The sequence below is a fragment of the Variovorax gossypii genome (genome assembly GCF_003965815.1).
In the GTDB taxonomy this organism is placed as follows: domain Bacteria; phylum Pseudomonadota; class Gammaproteobacteria; order Burkholderiales; family Burkholderiaceae_C; genus Variovorax; species Variovorax gossypii.
On record NZ_RXOE01000012.1, the window covers coordinates 22,448 to 46,141 of the forward strand.

The window sequence follows — 23,694 nt, forward strand, 5'->3', positions numbered from 1 at the left end:
TGCAATCAAAGCGAAAGAATGTTGATGGAGCAGGCGGCGTGGTCCACGCCCCAGATGCCGCCGCCGGTCACCTGCGTGAGGCCGATGCGCGCTCCGCGCACCTGCCGTGCGCCGGCGCGGCCTTGCAACTGCTCGCAGACCTCCACGACCTGCGCGACGCCCGTCGCTCCGGGCGGATGTCCCTTGGCGATCAGTCCGCCGCTGGGGTTGACCGGCACGCGCCCGCCCAGCGTGGTCGCGCCGCTTTGCAGGAGGCTTGCCGCCTCGCCCCGGCTGCAAAGACCGAGGGCCTCGTAGTAGAGCAGCTCGGAAATGGTGAACGCGTCGTGCACCTCCAGCAGGCTCAGATCCTGCGGTCCGATGCCGGCCTGTTCATAGGCCAGCCTGGCGGCACGCGCGGTGATCTCGGCCTCGGTCATGTCGACCGGTGCGGTCTCGAACAGGCCCGACTGCACCACCGATGCCAGGACACGGACCGGCTTTGCAACGCCCTTGGCAGGCTTGGTGCTGAGCACCAGCGCCGCTGCCCCGTCGACCACCGCTGGGCAGCACTGGAGCAGCGTGAGCGGCTCGGCCACCGGACGGGACGCCAGAACCTCCTCGCGGCCCGCCAGCTTGGCGAACTTGGCGATGGGATTCAGGACGCCGTGCTTTCGATTCTTGACGGAGATGTCCGCCAGCGTCTCCAGCGTGAGGCCGTGGTCGTGCATGTATCGCGTGGCGCGCATGGCATACAGGGCGGGCATGATCATTCCGCGCCGGTTGTTCCAGTCCTTCTGGCTGAGCTGCAGCGGGCCGCCGCCGAGGCTGCTCAGGTGGTCCATGCCGAACACCACCACGGTGTCGTACTGGCCGACCTTGAGCGCCTGCAGCGCGAGATTCAACGCAGTGGCGCCGCTGGAGCAGGCGTTGTCCACGTTGTAGACCGCGCCGCCCTCGGCATGCAGCTCGCGCAATGCACGCTGGCCGGGCAGCATGGCTCCGAGCGCGTTGCCGCAGTAGAACGCCTGCACCTGCGAGAGCTGCGTGCCGGCATCGGCCAGGGCATCGAGAATCGCTGCCTGGGCCATGGCCTCTTCGGTCAGTTCGGGAAAGCGGCCGAAGTCCGTGATGCCGACCCCGGTGATCAGTGGTTGGTTCATCTCGCATCACTCCTGGAAGGCATAGTCGGGCGTGCCGTCCGGCAACGCGAAGGGCACCACCCTCAGGCGGCTGCCGATGGCGGGCGCCTCGGTGCCGAACAGCAGCCGCCCGAACGCACGAACGCCAGGCGCGAAGTCGACCATGGCCAGGCCGTAGGGCTGCTTCTCCTTGCCGGGGTGGACGATCGTGAAGCTGTAGAGGGAGCCGGTCGGACCGAGCTCGATCTCCTCGACCTTCTGGTCGTCGTGAACGAATTCGATCGGCGGGAACTGGGGTGGCTGGCTGGCCACGCGTGTGGCGACAAGCACCATGCCGCCGGGGGTGTCACGGAAGGGGGATTCCGTTCGCTTGATGATCTTCAAAAGGTGTCTCCTGTTCGTGTGGAGCGGGCCACAGCGACAGGAAGTATCGAGACGCACCTCCTCGTGGTCATTGGATTTCTGCTCGGCATTCTTTAGCTGCGCTAAAGCATGCGAAGCATGCAGCCAGGCTAAAGAGAGGCCAGCCAAACTGAAAGGACGGCGGCCCGGGTGCAACCGCATACTGGGCCGATGAAAGAACAAATCAACGTACCGGTCACCTTGATGCGCGGTGGCACGAGCAAGGCCGTTTTCCTCTCGCAGCAGGACGTGCCCGCCGATGCCGAGGCGCGCCTTCGATTCCTGCTGGCCCTGTTCGGCAGCCCGGATGTGCGGCAGATCGATGGGCTCGGCGGCGCAGACATCCTGACGAGCAAGTGCGCCATCATCGGGCCGCCGTCGCGCCCGGATGCGGACATCGACTACACCTTCGTGCAGATCGGCATCGACCAGCCCACGGCCAGCTTCGAGATCGTCTGCGGCAACATTTCGTCGGCCACGGGGGTGTATGCGTTGCAGGAGAAGCTGGTTCCGGTGCAGGAACCCGTCACCACCGTTCGGGTGCACAACACGAACACCGGAAAGATCCTCCGGATGGCCGTGCAATGCGCCGACGGCGAGCCACGCGTGGAGGGCGACAGCGAAGTGGACGGCGTGCCGGGCACCGGTGCTGAGGTGGCACTGGATTACTCCGACACCAGCGGCTCCACGACCGGCAAGCTGCTGCCCACGGGGCAGGCGCGCGATTGGGTCCACGTGTCGAAGCTCGGCCGCGAAATACCGGTGTCGGTGGTCGATGTCGGCACGGCGTGCGTGTTCATCCGCGCGGCGGACCTGGGCATCACCGGCACGCAACTGCCGGGCCAGCTCGGCCCCGAGATCTACGAGATGGCCGAGGAGGTGAGGCGCTGGGCCGTCGAACGCTGCAGTCTTCCGTCGTCGGGCATCCTGACGCCGTACCAGATCCTGATCAGCGAAGCGCAGGACTACCGGACCATTGCCGGCGACCGCGTCGTGCAGTCATCGGAAATCGACTTCGTCGCGCGCATGGTGCTCAACGGTGGCGCCATGCACAAGGCATTCCCCGGTGGCGGCTCGGTCTGCCTCTCGGTCGCGGCGCAGATCGCGGGAACCATTCCAGCCGAAGCGCGGGGCACGCATGCCGGTCCGGCGCGCATCCGCATCGGCCATCCGAGCGGGGTGCTCAAGATCTTCGCGAATGTCGAGCATGCGGGCGAAAACGAATGGACGGTGCGCGAAGTGCACTTCACGCGCACGGCGCGGCGCCTGTTCGACGGAACGGCCTATGTGCGGCGAGCGCGTCTCGAGCTGCCCGCAGAAGAAGGCACGTCCGTGCGTGCGGGTACCGCGGTGAGGTCGCCATGAGTGCCCAGGATCTTTTCTCGCTGCAGGGCCGCACGGCGCTCATCACCGGTGGCTCGCGAGGCATCGGCCGCATGATCGCCGAGGGGTTCCTGGCGCACGGCGCACGCGTCTACATCAGCGCGCGCAAGGCCGAGGCCTGCGACCTGGCCGCGCGGGAACTCGCGGGCACGGGCCACTGCGTATCGCTGCCGCACGACGTGTCCACGGTCGCGGGCTGCCAGGCGATGGCCGACGCCTACGCCCGCCATGAGTCGACGCTGGACATCCTGGTCAACAACGCCGGGGCTGCATGGGGAGAAGACTTCGACGCTTTTCCGGAGAGCGGCTGGGACAAGGTGGTCGACCTGAACCTGAAGACGCCTTTCTTCCTGACGAAGGCACTTGCCGGACCGCTGCGCGCGGCGGCCAGGGCACGCGTGGGGAAGATCATCAACATCGCTTCCACCGACGGCATCGGGCTCAACCCACAGGAGAACTACTCCTACGTTGCGAGCAAGGCCGGACTGGTTCACCTGACGCGGCGCATGGCGATGCGGCTGGCGCAGGACAACATCGCGGTCAGCGCCATTGCGCCGGGCGCATTTCCCTCCGAGATGAACCGCAATGCCCGCGACCATGGGCAGGCGCTGTCGGGGCACATTCCCGCCCGGCGCATCGGCACGCCGCAGGACATCGCAGGTGCGGCCATATTCCTGGCCTCGCGCGCGGGAGACTACGTGATGGGTGCCACCCTGGTGGTGGACGGCGGCGTGACCCACGCGCGCCCCTACCGGTAAAGGCTTGAAGCGGACGCCCCTCATCCTCCGGCCATCAGCCGGTCATTGATGTACGTGGCGGGAGGCTTGCCGAACGCCTTCTTGAACATCGTGATGAAGGCCGAGGGCGACTCATAGCCGAGGTCGTAGGCGACCTGCTGCACGGTCGCTCCTCCGGACAGTTCCCGAAGCGCGACCATCATGTGCAGTTGGCGTCGCCAGCGTCCGAAGCTCAGGCCGGTCGAGGCCGTGCACAGCCGGTTCAGCGTCCGCTCGCTCATGCCCAGCTGGTGGGCCCAGTCCTTCTGCGTACGGCGGTCGGACGGGTCCCGCATCATGGCGCGCGACACCTTTCGCAGCCGCGCATCCTCGGGCATGGGCAGGGAAATCTCCTCCTTCGGCATGGCGCAGAGCTGGTCCAGCAGCACATGGGCGAGCCGATCGGTCGACCCGCCGGGCTCGTAGGAGGGTGGTTGTTCCGCCAGGTACTGGATCATCTCGCCGAGCATCGGGCTGATGCGCAAGGTGCAGCAGCTGGCGGGCAGGGGCGCGGCATCGCGCGCAACGAACAGGTAGAAGATCACGGCGTTCGCCGTGCTGTGGTTGCTGTGCGGCGTGCCGCCCGGAATCCACACGCCCGCTTGGGGCGGAACCATCCACATCGCACCGGGCACGTCGCAGGAGACCGCCCCGCGCAGGGCCATCACCAACTGGCCCGATCGATGCACGTGAATCGGGACCTCGCGCTCGCGCTCCTCGACATCCACGCGATGTGCCATGACGGGCACCGACGGCTCGTAGTCCAGGTCGAGGCTGGCGCGAGACGTCGCACGGACGGAACGGTTCATCCGGGATGACCGAAAAGAGAAATCATTTGTCCAAGTTTACGATTCTTGCCTTGCATGCAGATGCCTAGCATCGATGCATGCAAATGATTCGCAACAAGTTTGAGGCCAGATCGACGCCTTCGAGCCCGATCTCCAGGGGCGCCGCATGATCGCGCGGCCTCGTTTCTCCAGGCAGGAGTGGCTCTTTTCGCTCAAGAGCTTTTTCGCGGCCATGCTCGCGCTGTACCTGTCCAGCCGTTTCGGGCTGCCCCGGCCCTTCTGGTCCATGATGACCGCGTACATCGTGGCCCATCCCCTGGCGGGCCATGTGCGCTCGAAGTCGCTCTACCGCCTGTGCGGCACCGTGCTGGGATGCGCGGCCACCGTGGTGCTGATCCCGTCGCTGTCGGGGTCGCCCGTGCTTCTGTCGCTCGCGCTGGCGCTGTGGGTGGGCTCGTGCCTCTACCTGTCGCTGATGGACCGAAGCGCGCGCTCCTATGCCTTCATGCTCGGAGGCTACTCGGCGGCACTGATCGGCTTTCCGCTGGTGGACGCGCCCGCGGCGATGTTCGACACCGCCGTCGCCCGAACCGAGGAGATCGCGCTGGGCATCGTCTGCGCGAGCCTCGTGCACAGCATCGTCCTGCCCGCCAGCCTCGCGCCTTCACTCCTCGGACTGATCGACCGCACATTGGGCGATGTACGCCGATGGGCCGGCGACCTGATGAGCCCTGGTGCCGACGATGAGACAGGCAACCGGCTGGCACAGGACAGGCGGCGCATCGCCACCGACATCACCCAGTTGCGCCTGCTGGCCACCCACGTGCCCTTCGATACCGGCGGCCTGCGTTGGACCCGACATGCCGTGGGCGACCTGCACGACGGCCTTGCGGCACTGACGCCTTCGCTTTCGGCCCTGGAGGACCGGCTCGCAGCCTTGCGCGATGCAACAGGCGGCGTGCCCGACCCGGTCGCCCGAGTCATGGCACAAGGCTGCGCCTGCCTCGATGCCGATGCGCCGCCCGGCGCCTTGGACGGCGTTCGCGCCGCTGCCCGGGCGGAGGGCGCGGACCGGCGGAACTCGTCCTGGGTGCGTGCGCTGAATATCGACGTCGCCGCCCATGTCGACGAGCTGGTCGCCGGATGGCGCTGGTGCAACGCGCTTCGCGTCGACATCGCCGCCGGGCTGGCCGGCCACGCGCCGCCTCCGAAGCGAGGAGAGGCTTCGCGACCCGTCCTGCACGTGGACAGGGGCCTGGCGCTGCGCTCCGCATTCACGGTCGTGCTTTCCACCTGCATCGCATGCGCGGCGTGGATATTCAGCGGTTGGCGGGCGGGCTCGTCGATGGCCATGGCGGCGGCGGTCTTCTGCAGTTTCTTCGCCACCATGGACGATCCCGTGCCGGGCATGCACAAGTTCCTGGTCGCTTTGCTGTGGTCGATGCCGGTGTCTGCCTTTTACATCCTCGGCGTCATGCCGCTGGCGCACGACTTCGGCATGCTGGTGCTGTGTATCGCGCCCTTGTTCCTGGTCGTGGGCGGCTACCTCGCTCGTCCGGCAAGCAGCCTCACGGCACTGGGCATGTTTTTCGGCGTGGCCGGCACGCTGGCCCTGCACGACATTGCCAGCGCCGACTGGGTCAGCTTTCTCGAGGGCAATCTGGCCCTCTTCGCCGGTGCCCTGATTGCCGCGCGCGCCACCGCCATCGTGCGCAGCGTGAGCAGCGAATGGAGCGTGCAGCGCATCCACCGGGCCACCTGGCGCGATCTTTCCGAGATGGCAGCACGCCCGAAGCGCGCGCTGGCGCGCGACGCGTTCACAGGCCGCATGCTGGACCGCATCGCGCTGCTGGTCCCGCGCACCGCTGGCGGCCCCGCAGACCAGGCTGGCGAGGCGGCGCAGCTCGCCATGCGTGAAATTCGTATGGGCGCCAGCATTGGCGCTCTTCAGCAGCATCGCCACCTGCTGCCCGAAATGCCTGTGCGCGAGCTGCTGGCCGCGCTCGAACGAGCCTTCCTCGCCCGAGCCACGGAATCGCCGCCGCGGCTCGACGCGCTGTTGCCGCAGATCGACCGGCTGCTGGCCCTTTGCCTCGCAAGCACCGCGTGCGAGCCCGCTGTCTCGGCCCTCGTGGGGTTGCGCAGGGATCTCTTTCCTTCTGCGCCTTCGGACCTGCAACCATGATCGAAACAAGCTTCTTCGGCCTCTACGTTCCCGGCCTGCTCCTGCTCGCAGGAGGCGCGATGGCTTGCGCCAGGTGGATTCGCCGCTTGCTGTCGCTGCTCGGTGTCTACCGGTGGGTGTGGCATCCACCGCTCTTCGATCTGGGGCTGTATCTCCTGTCGCTCTATGCGTTGGTCCGGCTGACCGGCGCCATCTCCTCCTGAACTGACCCGTTGTCCCGCTGCTCGACCATGAATACCAAATCCGTCCGTCTTCCCGCCTGGCTGCCGCGCCCGGTACCCTCCCTCTTTCGCATGCTGCTGACCGCGCTGATCGCTGCGGCCGCCTGCTGGGCAGCTCTGCAACTCTGGGACCACTATGAACTGGCACCCTGGACACGCAACGGCCGGGTGCGGGCCGACGTCGTCCAGGTGGCGCCTGATGTTTCCGGCATGGTGGCCGCCGTGGCGGTGCGCGACAACCAGCCGGTCGGGGCGGGCGAGTTGCTCTTCTCGATCGACGCAGCCCGCTTCACGCTGGCGCTGCAGCAGGCCGAGGCTGCAGTCGCCGCCCAGCGGATCGTCATCGGCAATCAACAGGTCGCGCTGGCCCAGGCGCAGCGCGAGCGCCGCCGCAACGACGAACTGGAGGGGCTTGTCGCGCAGGAGGTGCGCGAGCAGTCGCGCCTGCGCGTCGAGCAGGCCAGAGGTGCGCTGCTGGCTGCCGAAACGGCCCTGCGCCAGGCGCAGGTGGCGCTCGAGGTGGCGCGCCTGAACCTGCAGCGCTCAGGAGTGCGCGCGCCCGCGGCGGGACGTGTCACCAATCTCGATCTGCGCCAGGGCGCCTATGCGACGGCAGGCCACCCCGCATTGGCGCTCGTGGCTGACGATTCGATCTACGTCGAGGGTTACTTCGAGGAAAACAAGCTGGCGCGCATCCGGTTGGGCGACCGGGTGCGTGTGACCCCCATGGACGCGCCCGCCCTTGAAGGCGAGGTAGAGAGCATCTCTGCAGGCATCGGCGACCGCGACCGCAGCACCGGTGCCAACCTGCTGCCCAGCGTGAATCCGACGTTCAACTGGGTCAGGCTCGCGCAGCGCGTTCCGGTGCGGGTAAAGCTCGACCCGCTGCCGGCCAATGTTCGCCTGGTCGTCGGGCAGACCGTCTCCGTCGAGGTGATGGAGGACCGGGCAGCTTCTGCCGCCGCCGCGGCTCGCGTTCAGGAGCCGCGCTCATGAAGCCGCCTCGCGTCCTCGCTCTCGCAACCGCTGCCGTATGTGCGCTGCTGGCTGGCTGTGCCCATGGTCCCGTCGGCCCCGACTACGTCGCTCCGGCCGCGCTCACCGCAGCGCAGTCTGCTTCGGCCGGGCCGTTCCTCTCCGGCGGCGCGGCCGCATCGGACGCAACGATGCCTGTGCACTGGTGGCGCCTTTTCGACGACCCGCAGCTCGACGGCCTGATCGCCCAGGCCCTGGCGCATAACACCGATCTGCGGCAAGCCCTGGCCACCTTCGAGCGTGCCGTGGCCCTCGAGGCCGAGGCGCACGGGAGCGAACAGCCATCGGTCACTCTCCAGGGCGGCCCGAGCTTCGGCCACGTCTCGGGCTTGTCGGTGCTGCAACCCGACCATGTGCCACCGAGCCGGCACAACTACAGCATGGGCATGGCCGTGTCCTATCAATTGGATCTCTTTGGCCAGTTGCGCCGCGCCGTCGAAGCCGCCGAAGCGGATGCCGGCGCTGCAGGCGCCGCGGTGGACCTGGTGCGCGTGAGCGTTGCCGGCGGGACGGCGCAGACGTATGCCGCGGTGTGTTCCAGCGGTCTGCAGTTGCGCGTGGCGCGGGCGTCGGTGCGCTTGCAGGAAGAGGCGCTCGGCCTTGCTCAGCGGCTGCAGCGCGCGGGCAAGGCGAGCACCATGGATACCGCGCGTGCGCGCGCGCAGCTCGAAATCCTGCGCGCCGCCATCCCCCCGCTGCAAGCCCGGCGCCAACAGGCGTTGTACCGGCTCGCCACGCTCACGGGCGCGCCGCCGCGCGACTTTCCGGAAGCCATCAGCCATTGCGAGCAGCCTCCACGCGTGGCCGGACTGCTGCCCGTGGGCGACGGCGCTGCGCTGCTCGCCCGGCGCCCCGACGTGCGGCAGGCCGAGCGAAGCCTGGCCTCCGCGACGGCGCGAATCGGTGTCGCGACGGGCGATCTCTATCCCAAGGTGACGCTGGGCCTCTCATCGGCGTCCGCCGGCTTTGTCGAACGGTTCGCCAACCGAGAGACTTTCAGCTACAGCGTGGGGCCGCTGATCAGCTGGTCCTTTCCCAACACGGGTGTCGCGCGAGCGCGCATCACCCAGGCTGAAGCAACCGCTCGCGGCGCGCTCGCGCGATTCGAAGGCATCGTGCTGAATGCGCTGCGAGAAGCCGAAGCCGCGTTGGATGCCTATGCCCGGGAGCTCGACCGCCATGCGGCGCTCGCTGCCGCACGCGACCAGAGCCTGACCGTGGCCGATCAGGCGCGGGCGCTGCTGATCAGCGGAAAGGTTGGCCAGTTCGATGCGCTGGACGCCCAACGCACCCTGGCCTCGCACGAAGCCGCGCTGGCTGAGTCCGACGCCCGGTTGGCGGAGTACCAAGTCGGGGTATTCATGGCCCTGGGGGGCGGATGGGAGAGCGGTTCCACTGCGTCGCCCCCGTGAGGGCGAAGGGCAGTCATCTGCAATGGGCCACTTCGCGAGTGACAGGATGAAAGATGGACGGATTCGAGCTCCTCAGGACCTTTGCAGAAGTCGCCTTCCAGGGCAGTTTCTCGCGCGCAGCGGGCAGGCTCGGCATCTCGAAGGCCAGCGTGAGCAAGCACGTCGCGGCGCTGGAGGCTCGCTTCAACGTGCGGTTGCTCAACCGTTCGACGCGTTCGGTCTCCCTCACGGACGCAGGCCGCTTGCTGCAGGCGCGATGTGCGCCGCTGATGGAGATGATCGAGCAGACCACGAGCGAACTGCAGGCACGGGGCTCGCACCCGAGCGGCCGCTTGCTGATCACGGCGCCGCACGGGATGGTTCAGACCGCGTTTCCGCGTCTGCTGGGGGACTTCCTCACAAGCCATCCCGACGTGCTGGTGGACCTGAAGCTGAGCAACCGCGTGATCGACCTGGTCGAAGAGGGGGTGGACATGGCCTTGCGGTTCGGGCGGATCGGCGACGAGAACCTGATCGTACGGCGCCTGCGCCGGATGGGACTGACCCTTTGCGCCACACCGCGCTACTGGGCGCGGCGCGGCATTCCGGTACATCCCGATGACATGCGAAAGCACGATGTCCTCGCCTACTCGGTCGTGCCCGGGCCGCCACAGATTGCGTTTGAGGTGGACGGTCGGCCCTATAACGTCCCCGTTCGGGGACGCATGGACGCCAACGATGCGAGTGCGTTGATCGGCGCAGCGCTGGCGGACATTGGTGCGGTATGTGTTCCCGAGCTGCTCGCGCAACCATACGTGGAAGGCGCCCATCTGGTGCCGGTTCTTCAGGACTTCATGCCCGGCGACATCTGGCTCTATGCAGCCTACGCACAGCGCCGCCAGAACAGCGCCGCGCTGCGCGCACTGCTCGCGATGCTGGAAGTTCGTATGCGGGACAGCGTGCCTTCCCTTGCGGTCTTGACAGGTGCTGCACCTGCACCTCCTGCATGAGGTAAGGCGCCAAAGTGATAGTCATGCACGCCTCGTGCAGACAGGAGGTACTTCTGAAGCTTGTAGTCCTGACCCTCGACCGACTCTTCAATCAGCTCAATGCGGTTGATCTCGGCGACGTCGTCATGCGACGAGCTTGCCCCCAGGTGGCCTCGCCGATTCGCTTCACCAGTGCCACGCTCGCATCCGAGTACGAGCTCGGCAGACGCAATTCGCCCAGGAGCCTCGCATTCTTGATCTGCAAGAGAAAAGTCTCGAGGCGGGCGATGTTTCCCGCATGCAATACGGCAAGACCAAGTCCTGCAGGAGGTGAAGGTATTCGTGGATGAACGTCGATTCGTTCTGAGCCAGCAGATCTTCAGGCGCCTGGTCGGCATCGATGCGGATGATAAAAAATGCTGGCTCGTAGGCGCCGCCGGTGTTCTTTAGAAACATGGATGCAGTTCCCTCCTACTTGGGCCAGCGCATCGCTGTGTGCCTGCTCGATGTAGCCTAAAAGTATGTCGCGATATTGCGATTGTCAGTCAGTTCCTACTCAGGTATCTTGATGTTTCAAAAGAACACTCGAGGGATCCCAAATGGGAGTGCTGGAGGCGGCTGTACAGCCGCAGGGGGAGGAAGGGGCGCGGCCGCAAGAAGCACCTGATGCAGGGGGTGCTGCAAACCCGTCTCTCGTCGCGCTGTGCACCCTCGCCCGCTTCCATCAGATCGCAGCCGATGCCTCGCTGCTGTCGCACCAGTTGGGCCTCGTATCGTCTGAGAGCGTCGACACCGCCACGCTGCTGCGCGCAGCCAAGCACCTGGGGCTGAAGGCCAAGTCCTCGCGCACCACCCTTGACCGTCTGTCGCTGACGCCGCTGCCAGCCCTGGCAGTCTTGCGCGATGAATCCGGCCAGGAACGCTTCGTCATCCTCGCCCAGTGCGACGCCCAGCGTGTTCTCCTGCAAGACCCTTCCTCCTCAAACGGCCGCCCGGTCATCGAACCCCTGGAAGTCTTCGCCTCGCACTGGACAGGTGAACTCATCCTCATCACCAGCCGCGCAAGCCTCGCAGGCGAACTCGCCAGGTTCGACTTCTCCTGGTTCATCCCCAGCCTCGTCAAGCACAGGAAGCTGCTGGGCGAAGTGCTCTTCATCTCCTTCATCCTGCAACTCTTCGCGCTGGTCAGTCCTCTCTTCTTCCAGGTCGTCATGGACAAGGTGCTCGTGCACCGCGGGCTCACCACGCTGGATGTGCTCGTCATCGGCTTGCTGGTCGTCGTCGTCTTCGAATCGCTGCTCAATGGCCTGCGCAGCTACGTCTTCAGCCACACCACGAACCGCATCGACGTCGAGCTCGGCGCACGCCTGTTCCGCCACCTCGTGCAACTACCCCTGGCCTACTTCCAGGCCCGGCGCGTCGGCGATTCCGTCGCCCGCGTGCGCGAACTCGAGAACATCCGCAGCTTCCTGACCGGCAACGCCTTGACGGTGCTGCTGGACGTCGTCTTCTCCATCGTCTTCGTGGCCGTCATGCTGTTCTACAGCGTGCCCCTCACCTTGATCGTGCTGGCGAGCATGCCGCTGTACTTCGGGCTGAGCCTGGCCGTGGTGCCCGTCCTACGCCGGCGCCTGGACGAGAAGTTCGCGCGCGGCGCGGAGAACCAGGCGATGCTGGTGGAGACCGTCAGCGCCGTGCAGACCGTCAAGGCCACCGCGCTCGAGCCCGCCTTCGCCCGGCGCTGGGACAACCAGCTCGCAGCCTACGTCTCGGCCAGCTTCCGGACCCAGAACCTCGCGAGCTGGGCGCACGAAGGCGTCAACCTCATCGGCAAGCTCGTCAACGCTGCCACGCTCTGGTACGGCGCGCACCTTGTGATGAACAACGACCTGACCGTCGGCCAGTTCGTCGCCTTCAACATGTTCGCCCAGCGCGTGTCGCAGCCCATCATGCGCATGGCCCAGCTGTGGACCGACTTCCAGCAGACCGGCATCTCCATGGCCCGGCTCGGGGACATCCTCAATACCCGCACCGAGGTGCCACCGAGCACTGCCGCCCAGCTCCCGGCCCTCAAGGGCCGCGTGACGCTGGACAACCTCACTTTCCGCTATCGCCCCGAGGCAGCACCTGTGCTCAATGGCGTCAGCCTCGACGTGCGCCCCGGCGAGGTCATCGGCATCGTCGGGCGCTCGGGTTCCGGCAAGAGCACGCTGACCAAGCTCGTCCAGCGCCTGTACACCCCCGAGCAAGGGCGCTTGCTGGTCGATGGCATCGACATCAGCCTGATCGATGCGGCGCAGCTCAGAAGACAGGTGGGCGTGGTGCTGCAGGAGAACACCCTTTTCAACCGCAGCGTGCGCGAGAACATCGCTATCGTCGATCCGGCGGCGCCGCTGGATGCGGTGATCCAGGCGGCACAGCTGGCCGGGGCTCATGAGTTCATCAGCGAGCTGCCCGAGGGCTACGACACCATGGTCGGCGAGCAGGGTGCGAGCCTCTCGGGCGGGCAGCGCCAGCGCATCGCCATTGCCCGGGCTCTGTTCACCCATCCGCGCATCCTGATCTTCGACGAGGCGACCAGCGCGCTGGACTACGAGAGCGAGGCCATCGTGCAGCGCAACATGGCGCACATCTGCAAGGGGCGAACGGTCTTCATCATCGCCCACCGCCTGAGCGCGGTGCGGCATGCGAACCGCATCATAGTGATGGACAAGGGCAGGATTGTCGAAGGCGGTACGCACGAGAGCCTGCTAGCCCGGCCCAAGGGCATCTATGCGCACCTGTGGAACATGCAGGGCGGTGGGCATCCGACGGAGACAGAAGGCAGCAACAGCGCCAAGGGTGCGGGAGCTCCTGCATGACGCCTGAAGTATCTACAACGGCTCCTGCAGCCAATGCACCCAGCGTTCGCCATCCAGCGTTTGAACTGCTGGGGCGCTACGGTGCGGTCTTCAAGGCGGCCTGGAAGCATCGCCACGAGCTGGCCGGCCCGAAGCGGCTGACTGATGAGGCCGCCTTCCTGCCCGCAGCACTCAGCCTGCAGGACACCCCCGTGCACCCCGCGCCCAGGCGACTGGCCTACGCGCTGATCGTGCTGTTCCTCATCGCGCTGGCCTGGTCCATCTTCGGGCAAGTGGACATCGTGGCGGTGGCGCCCGGCAAGATCATCGTGAGCGAGCGCACCAAGATCATCCAGCCGCTGGAGGTGAGCGTGGTCAAGCGGGTGCTGGTGAGGGATGGAGACCATGTGGAGGCAGGCCAGTCTTTGGTCGAGCTTGACCCCACCATGGCCACGGCCGACAGGACGAACGTCAATGAGCTGCTGAAGGCGGCGCAGTCCGAAGTCATGCGCACCCGGGCGCTCTTGAAGGCCCTGACTGCTACTCCCAACGCCGCCGAGGCACCTGCGCCGGATCTGGGCAAGGCCACTCCGGCAGGCTGGACCGACGAAGACCTCAGTTCAGCCCGCGCGGAGCTCAATGACGAATGGAGCGACATCACGGCAAAGCTGGCCAAGGCGGCGGCGGAGATCAACCGGCGTCAGGCCGAGATCGCGACCGCGCGCGAGGTGGTCACCAAGCTGGAGACGACGCTTCCCATCGCAAGACAAAGAGAAGCCGACTTCCGCCAGCTGGCCGACCAGGGCTTCATGTCGAGCCACGCGAACCAGGACCGCACGCGCGAGCGCATCGAGATGGAGCGGGACCTTGCAACGCAACGAGCCAGACTGGCTGAAGCCAACGCCACGCTGAGAGAGAGCGAGAACACAAGGGCCGCCTACATCGCGGAGACGAAGCACAGCCTGAGGACGCGGGAGGCCGCAGCCGAACTCAAGCGCCAGCAAGGCACGCAGGACCTGGCCAAGGCCGGTCAGCGAGAGCGGCTCACCACGTTGAAGGCCCCAGTGGCGGGCACCGTACAGCAGCTCGCCGCGCACACCGAAGGCGGCGTGGTCACGGAAGCGCAGCCGCTGATGGTGATCGTGCCCGACGGGGCGCAGGTGACGGCCGAGGTGACGCTGGAGAACAAGGACATCGGCTTCGTGAGTCCGACGCAGGAAGCGGCGATCAAGCTGGAGACGTTCCCGTACACGCGCTACGGGACGGTGAACGCGACCGTGAAGACGGTGACGGCCGATGCCGTGAATGACGAGAAGCGCGGGGCGATCTTCCCTGTGACGCTCAGCCTGAACTCCACAACCATCGACGTGGACGGCAGGCCGATCAAGCTCAGCCCGGGGATGAACCTGACGGCGGAGATCAAGACGGGCAAGCGGCGAATCATCGAGTTCCTGCTCAGTCCGGTTCAGCGAGCGACGAGTGAAAGTTTGAGAGAAAGGTAGACATCCATGAACTTCAAAGATACCTGTCCCAACAGATCGCATGGATGGGATTGGGAGCACCTCGACTCGCGAGAGGGAAAGACAAACCGCCGTGCAGCGATGTGCTTTCTGGGGCTCGGTCTATGGGGAAGCCTATCGGTAGGGAACGCGACAGTTCCACCTCCTCCGCCGGCGCTGACCTTGGAAGACTACGTTGAGGCATCCGAGGTCATCCTGATCGGCGAGATCAGGACCGTCAAGTTCAGAGGGCTCAGTTTGACCGTTCTACCCGAGGAGTATGGCCGCGATTTCGATGGTGACAATCAAATGGGAAATCGCGCTATCGATGTCATCGTGAACGTCGTTCGAGTTCTGAAAGATCGGCCTGAGAGGAAGTTGCAGAGAAAGGAGTCCATCCGTATCTCCGCTGCAATCCCGCGAGAGGACCATCTCAAATATCGAGGGAGAAAGATGATATTTCTCACAGATGGAGGCGTACTCGTAGACGCAGACAAACGCACATACCGACTCTATCAATCAAAGACGCATGCACTGTCGTTGGTAGAGGAGCCTCTTGTTCTGAGAGCGATTGCAAATCGCAAGAAGTAACTTATCAACCATTGAGGACAGCGAAATGGCAGATTCAGTTGGTGCAGCAGTTATCGATGCAAAGTGGCAACCGTATGGCACCGGAAGGACTATTACCTACTCCTTCATGGCTGCGGTGCCCACCGGATATTCGGCTGACGATACCGCGAAGTATCTGAATGGATTCACGGCGTTTTCAACGGCTCAGCAGCAGGCAGTTCGAAAGATCTTCGACATCATCGAGACCATCACGAACGTCAAGTTCGTGCTGGCAACTGCAGGAGCTACCTCCGACATCCGGTTCGGAAACACCACGCTGCCATCGTATGGCGCAATCAACTACCGAGTCGCACCTTACGCCGATAAACCGAGAATCAACGATGTGTTGATGTCGAATACTCCAGTGACCGGCACGACGGGAACCGAGCTGGGGAGCTATTCTTTCTATGCTCTCGTCCACGAAATATTGCATGCCCTGGGTCTGAAGCATCCATTCGGGACTCAGGACTACCCAGACGCAATAACGGACTCCTCGATCACGCGCAGCGGTAGCGTGATGTCTTATGAAAGTGCTCCACTGTCGAGTTCATCGGAGCCGATCACACCCTTGGCCTACGACATTGCTGCGCTCAGGGCAATTTTTGGAGGGCCAAACACAGCTTCTGAATCGGGAGACTCGGTCTACAAGTTCAATCCATTGGCCGCGGAAGGACTGGCGGGCCTGCAGCTCAAGGAAATATTTCAAGGGCAGAGACGCGATATCTGGGATTCGGGAGGCACCGATACGCTGGATGCATCCGCCTACACCGACCCGAGCTCACGTGTGGTGCTCCGTCTGCAGGCTGGTTCCTTGAGCTCTGTGGGCGGACTGACAGACAACGTCGGCATTGCTTTCGACACAAAAATAGAGAATGCCATTGGGGGTAGCGGAAACGACGAGATCATCGGAAACGAGTTGGATAACGTCCTAAAAGGCGGGCGCGGCGGAGACTTGCTCGTTGGCCTTGCTGGCAACGACACCTTGGAGGGCGGAGCGGACAACGACATGCTGTTCGGCGGCGAGGGAGTCGATACCTACGTTTTCGAAGGGATCTTTGGCAAGGACGCCATCATCGACAGTGATGGAAGGGGGATCATCAAGATCAATGGGACTGCGATCAGCGCCAGCGGCGAGATGATCGGACAAGGAAGTGGCTGGCGAAATGTATGGTTTGCAAAGATCGGTGGCGAGGATTACAGCTACACGCTATATGAAAGCAGCGAGTCCACGACCGGATACTCGCTGCTGATCAAGAAGGCACGCGACACCAGTAACACTGCGACAGTACGGATCGACAACTTCGACTTTGCCGCAGCTCAAAATGAGGGCTACCTTGGAATAAAGCTTGGCAGCAATACACGCGTAGCCATCCGTGAGGGCAGTGGCGCCAATCCATTTGAAGACCGAGACTTCAATGTCGCATCTCTTACGGGACTGACAAACGTCGGGGAGGGGGCAGGGCGAAGCTTCACGATCTACCTTGATCTTCCTGCCAAGGCGGGTGAAGTGATCAGACTATCGCTATCTGACTTGACGGACAAATTTCAAGTCGTGCTCGGCGATGACATCGTACCTGCGGATGGCGCAGAGATCATTCTTGCTGAGGGGCAGACCCAAATTCGAGTAGCTCTGATTCAGGTGGGTGACGTCGAAGACGATGGGACTGCCAAGCTGAGTGCTACCTATATCCGCCAAACTGGGTCGACGGAATCCAACGAATGGGACATCAGCCTGCAGGATTCCGATGAGGCGGTGCAGACCTACAACGGCGACCAGCGCGCGCTCATCAACGGCATCGAAACCAATTTCGACGTCCATGTGGGTGATCCAAGATTCAATACTTACGACTGGAGCGGAACGCACTGGGCATCCGACGGCACCCTTGTCGGCGGTGTCGAGGAGGAGGACTTCAATGATGTTATCTATGGCGGCGGTGGCAAAGAGAGGATCAATGGCCTTGGTGGCAATGACGCCTTGTCGGGTGGCGGTGGTGACGACGAGATCGATGGCGGAGCAGGCGATGACCTGATCGCAGGTGGTTCCGGAAGCGACATCCTTCGTGGCGGTGAAGGAAAGGATGTCATCCTGAGTGCAACCGGCCTCAGTGTGAGCGCGCGACAGCCGGATGACTCCTGGGCGCCGCCGGCCGGCACCACCGCGTGGATCCAAGGCAGCAACTGGGGCGTCTACCAGGTAGGAAGTGGTGGCCGCACCATCGAGGGTGGGGGATCGACCTCCATGGATACGGCCGGCGACGTTGTCGATGGTGGTGCTGGTGACGATCTCGTCATCGCTGGCCGTGGGAATGACCGCATTGAGGGGGGCACGGGCGACGACGTTCTCTGGGGCCATGGTGGCAATGACGTCCTCTTGGGAGGGGACGGCAATGACGGTCTCGAGGGCGATGGAATCAAGGATGCGGGTTACTACCAGACCCTTGCTGAAGCGGAGCACGGCGATGACTTTCTCGACGGCGGTGCCGGTGATGACAACCTCAACGGCGGCGGCGCAAATGACGTCCTGTATGGTGGGATCGGTGCGGATCTGCTCTGGGGCGACTCTCGTGATGAAGATGAGTTGGGTGGGCAGTACCACGGGGCCGACTACCTAGATGGCGAAGACGGCGACGATCAATTGGTCGGAGGTGGCAATGACGACACGCTGTACGGCGGCAGCGGTAACGACAACCTCTGGGGTGATCACGACTCCGATCAAAAGCTGGCTGGGGAGTTTCATGGCGACGACTACCTCGATGGCGAAGATGGCGAGGACCAACTGATCGGTGGTGGAGGCAACGACACCCTCTTGGGTGGTCTTGGTGCCGACGTCATGTTGGGCGACGACGACGAGGCTCAGCTCGGTGGCGCATTCCACGGCGCGGACTATCTCGATGGCGGTGATGGTGCAGATCAACTGACCGGAGGTGGCTCGAACGATACGCTGATTGGAGGGGCTGGTGACGATTCCCTCTTGGGAGACTCCTTCAATGAGGCCGATCTCTCGTCAGACTTCCATGGCGAGGACTATCTCGATGGAGGCGCTGGGGACGATCAATTGGTTGGAGGCGGAAAGGACGATGTCCTGTTTGGTGGTGCGGGCCAAGACCGGATGTGGGGCGACAACGACAGCAGTGAAAAGCTGGCTGGCTCGGCACACGGCAATGACTACCTCGACGGTGGAGGGGACGACGATTCGCTTTATGGTGGCGGCAAAGACGACATGCTCATCGGTGGCGACGGCGCGGATATCCTCGTCGGGGACTTGGTCGAAGCGCAACTGAGCGGAGAGTTCCATGGGAACGACACGCTCGACGGCGGAGACGGCAATGATCGGCTGTTCGGCCTAGGCAAGGACGATATCCTGACCGGCGGCGCTGGCGACGACGTACTCCTTGGCGATGGGCAGCTCTCGGAGGTTGCCGCCCAGTATCACGGCCAAGATCACCTCGATGGCGGGGATGGCAATGACACGCTCTTCGGTGGTGGAGGCAACGATGTCCTGATTGGCGGCGCGGGTGATGACTTTCTGTCTGGAGAGGATCAGCAGAGCTCGTTCTCCACCACTACGCTTACAGGCGACGACTATCTATACGGCGGGGACGGCAACGACACACTTCTCGGTGGTGCTGGGAAGAACTACCTGTCTGGCGACGATGGCAACGACTACTTGTGGGGCGGCGAAGGAGACGACGTCTTGCTGGGTGGAAATGGCGACGACTTCATCCGATCCGGCGCCGGCAATGACTTTCTCGACGGAGGGGAGGGCGCTGACTTCTTCTACGTTGCGTTGGGCAGTGGTGCGAAACGCATTTCTGATGTGGATGACGGTTCGCACAACGTGCTGGTTCTTGAAGGGGGATTCAATTTCGGGCTGGTCCGACTCTCGCTTGGCTCACTAGTGATCGGCGATGCCACGGGCACCACCGAGATCCATCTCGACGGTGTCGACTACGACGATCTGGCTGGGACCTCGCCCGTTCAGGAAATCAGGTTCTCCGACGGCGTGACGATGTCCATCGCGCAACTGCTCGATGCCGTGCCTGTCGATATCCCGACGACCGAGTTCGCAGACACGGTGCGCGGTACTTCAGGCCGAGAGGTCATCCACGCCCTGGCCGGGGACGATGTGGTCGACGGCCGGGGCGGCAATGATTCCCTCGATCTTGGCGAGGGCAATGACATCGGCCGCGGCGGTGACGGCGACGACATCGTTCTCGGCGCGGGTGGCAACGACCAGCTCTACGGCGATGCAGGAAAGGACCGCTTGGAGGGCGGTGTCGGCGACGATCTGCTGGATGGCGGCTCGGACGACGACAGCCTGATCGGCGGAAGCGGTGATGACACACTCCTTGGCGCAGCTGGCAACGACGAACTGCTGGGCGAAGATGGCATCGATATCCTGAATGGCGGCGACGGCAACGACAGCCTGAGCGGTGGCACGGGCGACGATGCGCTGGAGGGCGGCACAGGAGATGACGTGCTGCTCGGAGGCGCTGGCGCCGACCAGTTGAACGGGGGCGAGGGTGCCGATCGCCTCGACGGAGGTCTGGGGGCAGACGCCATGGTCGGCGGCGCGGGCGATGACGAGTACCACGTCGACGATGCCGGCGACACCGTCAGCGAGGCACAAGGAGAGGGCCGCGATGCCATCTTCACCAGCATCGACTATGTACTGGCCGAGAACATCGAAGACCTGCGCATCGTCCAGGGCTCCCTGGCCACGCACGCCACTGGCAACGCCGCGGACAACACCATCGTGGGCAACAGCGTCCTCGGCAGCACGCTGCTGGGCATGGCGGGCAACGACACCATCGATGGCGGCGCGGGCAACGACCTGCTGGACGGCGGCGAAGGCGCTGATCTGATGGCCGGTTTTACCGGGGACGATGAGTACCGCGTGGACGATGTCGGAGACCAGGTCAACGAAGCGTTCGCAAGCGGCACCGATTCGGTGTTCGCCACCGTGAGCCATACGCTCTGGAGCAATGTCGAGAATCTGACGCTGGTGGGCCCCGATGCCCTGGATGGCGCCGGCAACGAACTGGCCAATGTCATCACCGGGAACGCGCTCGACAACACGCTCCGTGGCGAAGGCGGCAATGACACTCTTGTGGGCGGCGCGGGCAACGACGTCCTTGACGGCGGCAGTGGTGTCGACACGCTGGACGGTGGAGATGGCGACGACGTGTACAAGGTCGACAACGCGCAGGACGTCATCGTGGAGGCCGCCGGTGGAGGCACCGACACGGTCCTGAGCACGATCAGCTATGTGTTGGGAACGGACCTGGAGAACCTCACGCTGGTCGGCCAGGATGGCCGCAACGGCACCGGGAATGCCGGTGACAACGTCATCGTGGGCAACGAGTACGAAAACCGGCTGGACGGGGGCGGGGGCGAAGACCACCTGGAGGGCGGTGCGGGTGACGACACCTACGTGATCGACAGCGCCGGCGATGTCGTGGTCGAACTCGAGGGCGAAGGCTACGACACGGTGGAGATCGGCAGGAGTTTCTCGGTCTCGGAGATCGCGAACATCGAGAACGTGACGCTGACCGGCACGTTGAACATCAATGCCACGGGGGACGACGGCGACAACGTCCTGATCGGCAATGCAGGCGACAACGTGCTCGACGGAGGCCTTGGGGACGACGTCATGGCGGGCGGTGCGGGCAACGACACCTACATCGTCGACGAGTACGACAACCGAGTCACGGAGCATCAGGATGAAGGCATCGACACCATCATCCGCAATTTCGACACGACCTACGTGCTTGAAGGCAACGTCGAAAACCTGACGCTCGCAGGCACCGTCTACCGGGGCAACGGCAACGAACTCGACAACGTCATCACCGGCAACGATGCCGACAACAACCTGCTGGGGCTGGGCGGCAACGACACACTGATCGGCGGCGGCGGGGACGACGCGCTGTTCGGCTCCGAGGGCCAGGACACGCTGATCGGTGGCACCGGGGACGACTACTACGAGATCGATGATGTGGGCGACACGATCGTCGAGAACGCGGGCGAAGGCGATGACTTCGTTCGTTCCTCCATCAGCTGGACCCTGGGCGCCAATGTCGAGCGGTTGGCGCTGGATGGAACGGACGACCTCTATGCCACGGGCAACAACCTGGCCAACGGCCTTTGGGGCAACGACGGCAACAACCTGCTCACGGGCGGTCAGGGCAATGACTTCCTCTCGGGCGGGGCCGGCGACGATGTCTACGTGTTCAACGCAGGCGATGGCCAGGACACCATTGACAACACCGACGCACTCGATGCGCTCGACACGCTGCGCTTCGGTGCGGGCATTGGCGAGAACGATGTGTTGGCCTTCCAATCGGGAAGCCATATCTTCTTCAAGATCAAGGGAACCTCCGATCAGATCGCGTTCCTCGACTACTACGGCGCCAACACGCAAACCGGCGGCGTCACGATGGACCACAAGATCGATCACATCGAATTCGCCAACGGCACGGTGTGGGACCAGGCCATGATCCAGTCCGTGGTGGATCGGGCCAACAACAACCATGCGCCGACCGTCAATAGCAACCTGCCGACCTTGCGGGCAAGCCAGGGCACCCTGTTCACCTATGTGGTGCCGCTCAACACCATCACCGACCCGGATGCGTGGGATTCGGTGATCTACAGCGCGACCATGCCCAACGGCGATCCGCTGCCGTCCTGGCTGTCCTTCGATGCACAGACGCGCACGTTCTCCGGGACGCCGACATCGGCCAACCTCGGCAGCCTGCAGTTCGTGCTCTGGGGCACCGACAACTACGGCTCCGGCACGGGTTTCTATGTCAACTTGAGCGTCACGCCGCCCAACCAGAGCCCGGTCATCGCCACGCCATTGGCCGACCAGAGCGTGGCCGAGGGCACCGCGATCAACTACACCATACCGTCTGGCTCCTTCACGGACCCGGACGCGGGCGACAGCCTGAGCTATGTGGCCACGCTCGCAGATGGTTCGGCGCTGCCTTCGTGGCTCAGCTTCAATGCCAGCACGCGCAGATTCACCGGCACGGTGCCCATCGGCTCGCTGCAGCCTTTGAGCGTGCGGGTGACGGCAACGGACCAGGGCGGGCTCGCCGTTCAGGACGTGTTCAACATTGCCGTGACGGTGCAGAACCTCACGCTCAATGGCACCACGTCGGCCGAAACGCTGACTGGCCGCTCGGGCAACGACACCCTCAATGGCAGCGGTGGAAACGACACGCTGATCGGCAACGCAGGTAACGACAGACTGAACGGTGGTACCGGCAACGACACGATGAGCGGCGGCACGGGAGACGACACCTACGTGGTGGACTCGACTTCAGACGTCGTGAACGAGAACGCCGGCGAGGGCACGGATACCGTGGAGTCGAGCGTGACGTGGACGCTGGGTGCCAATGTCGAGAGGCTGACGCTCACGGGTACGACGGCAATCAACGGCACCGGGAATGCACTGGACAACGTGCTGACCGGCAACAGCGCCGCGAACACGCTGACCGGCAACGCCGGCAATGACGTGCTCGATGGCTTGGCCGGCGCGGACACGATGAAGGGAGGGACCGGAGACGATACCTACTATGTCGACAACGCCTCCGATGTGGTGACCGAACTGGCGGGCGAGGGCACCGACACGGTGATCTCGACCCTCACGCACACGCTGGCCGCCAATGTCGAGAACCTGCGCTTGAGCGCTACGGGTGCCGTCAACGGCACCGGCAACACGCTCGACAATATCTTGTATGCCGGTGCCGGGAACAACACGCTGAACGGGTTGGGGGGAACGGATACGGCTTCGTATCTCTACGCGGCCTCCGCTGTCACAGTCAGTCTGGCCGTCACCACGGCGCAGGCCACCGGCGGCTCGGGTAGCGATACGCTGCAGAACATCGAGAACCTGGAGGGCAGTGCCTTCAATGACACCCTCGCAGGCAACGCAGCTGCCAACGTGCTGGAGGGTGGTGCAGGCAATGACACCCTGACAGGCGGGGCCGGCAACGACACCTACCGCATGGGGAGAGGCCAGGGAAGCGACACGATCGTCGAGAACGATGCCACGGCGGGAAATGCCGATGTGGCCCTGTTCGGCGCCGACATCGCGACGGACCAGCTGTGGTTCCGCCAGGTCGGCAACAACCTCGAGGTGAGCGTGATCGGGTCTTCCGATCAGTTCACCTTGAACAACTGGTACCTGGGCAGCCAATACCACGTAGAGCAGTTCAGGACCAGCGACGGCCGCGTGCTGAGCGACAGCAACGTGCAGAACCTCGTGCAGGCGATGGCGAGCTTCTCTCCGCCGGCGGCGGGGCAGACTACGCTGCCGCCGAACTACCAAAGCAGCCTGAACGCCGTGATTGTTGCCAACTGGCAGTGATAGAGGTGGATGCTCCCCCAGGGCGCGGTTTGCGCGCTCTGGGGGGCGACTCTATCCTCAAGTCGGACCGTTCCAGCCTCTCCG

14 protein-coding genes are annotated in these 23,694 nt (G+C 64.3%); 11 read left to right on the forward strand and 3 right to left on the reverse strand.

The genetic code is table 11. The features are described from left to right. Positions 1 to 5: 5 nt before the first annotated feature. Together EJP69_RS28555 and EJP69_RS28560 are read right to left on the reverse strand one after the other, a co-directional pair. Positions 6 to 1,142 carry a thiolase family protein gene (locus tag EJP69_RS28555; RefSeq protein ID WP_126473716.1) on the reverse strand — a complete coding sequence of 379 codons (1,137 nt, stop codon included), beginning with the start codon at positions 1,140 to 1,142 and terminating at the stop codon, positions 6 to 8. Positions 1,143 to 1,148: 6 nt separating this feature from the next. Next, entirely contained in the window at positions 1,149 to 1,505 is a 357-nt protein-coding gene (locus EJP69_RS28560; RefSeq protein ID WP_126473719.1) for a Zn-ribbon domain-containing OB-fold protein, read from the reverse strand. A gap of 189 nt (positions 1,506 to 1,694) precedes the next feature. Between EJP69_RS28560 and EJP69_RS28565 the strand changes: the two genes are divergently transcribed. Both EJP69_RS28565 and EJP69_RS28570 read left to right on the forward strand, forming a co-directional pair. Further along, positions 1,695 to 2,888 (forward strand): PrpF domain-containing protein, encoded by a 1,194-nt coding sequence (locus tag EJP69_RS28565; RefSeq protein ID WP_126473722.1) that lies wholly within the window; start codon positions 1,695 to 1,697, stop codon positions 2,886 to 2,888. Then, positions 2,885 to 3,664: an SDR family oxidoreductase gene (locus EJP69_RS28570; protein ID WP_126473725.1), complete on the forward strand. Its 780-nt coding sequence runs from the start codon at positions 2,885 to 2,887 to the stop codon at positions 3,662 to 3,664. Before EJP69_RS28565 ends, EJP69_RS28570 begins: the two co-directional genes overlap by 4 nt. Positions 3,665 to 3,684: 20 nt before the next feature. On the opposite strand, the gene EJP69_RS28575 is transcribed toward EJP69_RS28570, so the two are convergent. Then, positions 3,685 to 4,491, reverse strand: a complete 807-nt coding sequence (locus EJP69_RS28575) for an AraC family transcriptional regulator (RefSeq protein ID WP_206169392.1) — start codon at positions 4,489 to 4,491, stop codon at positions 3,685 to 3,687. A 145-nt stretch (positions 4,492 to 4,636) separates the two neighbouring features. On the opposite strand from EJP69_RS28575, the gene EJP69_RS28580 reads away from it, so the two are divergent. The 9 genes from EJP69_RS28580 (at position 4,637) to EJP69_RS29935 (ending at position 23,610) form a co-directional block, all read left to right on the forward strand. Then, positions 4,637 to 6,655, forward strand: a complete 2,019-nt coding sequence (locus EJP69_RS28580; RefSeq protein WP_126473728.1) for an FUSC family protein — start codon at positions 4,637 to 4,639, stop codon at positions 6,653 to 6,655. Then, positions 6,652 to 6,858, forward strand: coding sequence for a DUF1656 domain-containing protein (locus tag EJP69_RS28585; RefSeq protein WP_126473731.1), 207 nt, complete (start codon positions 6,652 to 6,654; stop codon positions 6,856 to 6,858). Before EJP69_RS28580 ends, EJP69_RS28585 begins: the two co-directional genes overlap by 4 nt. A 27-nt stretch (positions 6,859 to 6,885) precedes the next feature. Next, on the forward strand, positions 6,886 to 7,872 hold the full coding sequence (locus EJP69_RS28590; RefSeq protein WP_093209892.1) for an HlyD family secretion protein: 987 nt from the start codon (positions 6,886 to 6,888) through the stop codon (positions 7,870 to 7,872). Next, entirely contained in the window at positions 7,869 to 9,323 is a 1,455-nt protein-coding gene (locus EJP69_RS28595) for an efflux transporter outer membrane subunit (protein ID WP_170217252.1), read from the forward strand. Before EJP69_RS28590 ends, EJP69_RS28595 begins: the two co-directional genes overlap by 4 nt. 53 nt (positions 9,324 to 9,376) lie before the next feature. Beyond that, complete coding sequence (locus tag EJP69_RS28600) at positions 9,377 to 10,312, forward strand: LysR family transcriptional regulator (RefSeq protein ID WP_126473733.1); 936 nt, start codon at positions 9,377 to 9,379, stop codon at positions 10,310 to 10,312. Between the two features lie 578 nt (positions 10,313 to 10,890). Next, positions 10,891 to 13,152 carry a type I secretion system permease/ATPase gene (locus EJP69_RS28605; RefSeq protein WP_126473736.1) on the forward strand — a complete coding sequence of 754 codons (2,262 nt, stop codon included), beginning with the start codon at positions 10,891 to 10,893 and terminating at the stop codon, positions 13,150 to 13,152. Beyond that, positions 13,149 to 14,633 carry an HlyD family type I secretion periplasmic adaptor subunit gene (locus EJP69_RS28610; protein ID WP_126473739.1) on the forward strand — a complete coding sequence of 495 codons (1,485 nt, stop codon included), beginning with the start codon at positions 13,149 to 13,151 and terminating at the stop codon, positions 14,631 to 14,633. The genes EJP69_RS28605 and EJP69_RS28610 overlap by 4 nt, the downstream gene beginning before the upstream one ends. 6 nt (positions 14,634 to 14,639) lie before the next feature. Continuing rightward, positions 14,640 to 15,221, forward strand: a complete 582-nt coding sequence (locus EJP69_RS28615; RefSeq protein WP_126473742.1) for a hypothetical protein — start codon at positions 14,640 to 14,642, stop codon at positions 15,219 to 15,221. A gap of 25 nt (positions 15,222 to 15,246) precedes the next feature. Next, the gene (locus EJP69_RS29935) at positions 15,247 to 23,610 is read left to right on the forward strand and encodes a putative Ig domain-containing protein (protein ID WP_126473745.1); all 8,364 of its coding nucleotides are present in this window, start codon (positions 15,247 to 15,249) and stop codon (positions 23,608 to 23,610) included. The last annotated feature ends 84 nt before the right edge of the window (positions 23,611 to 23,694 follow it).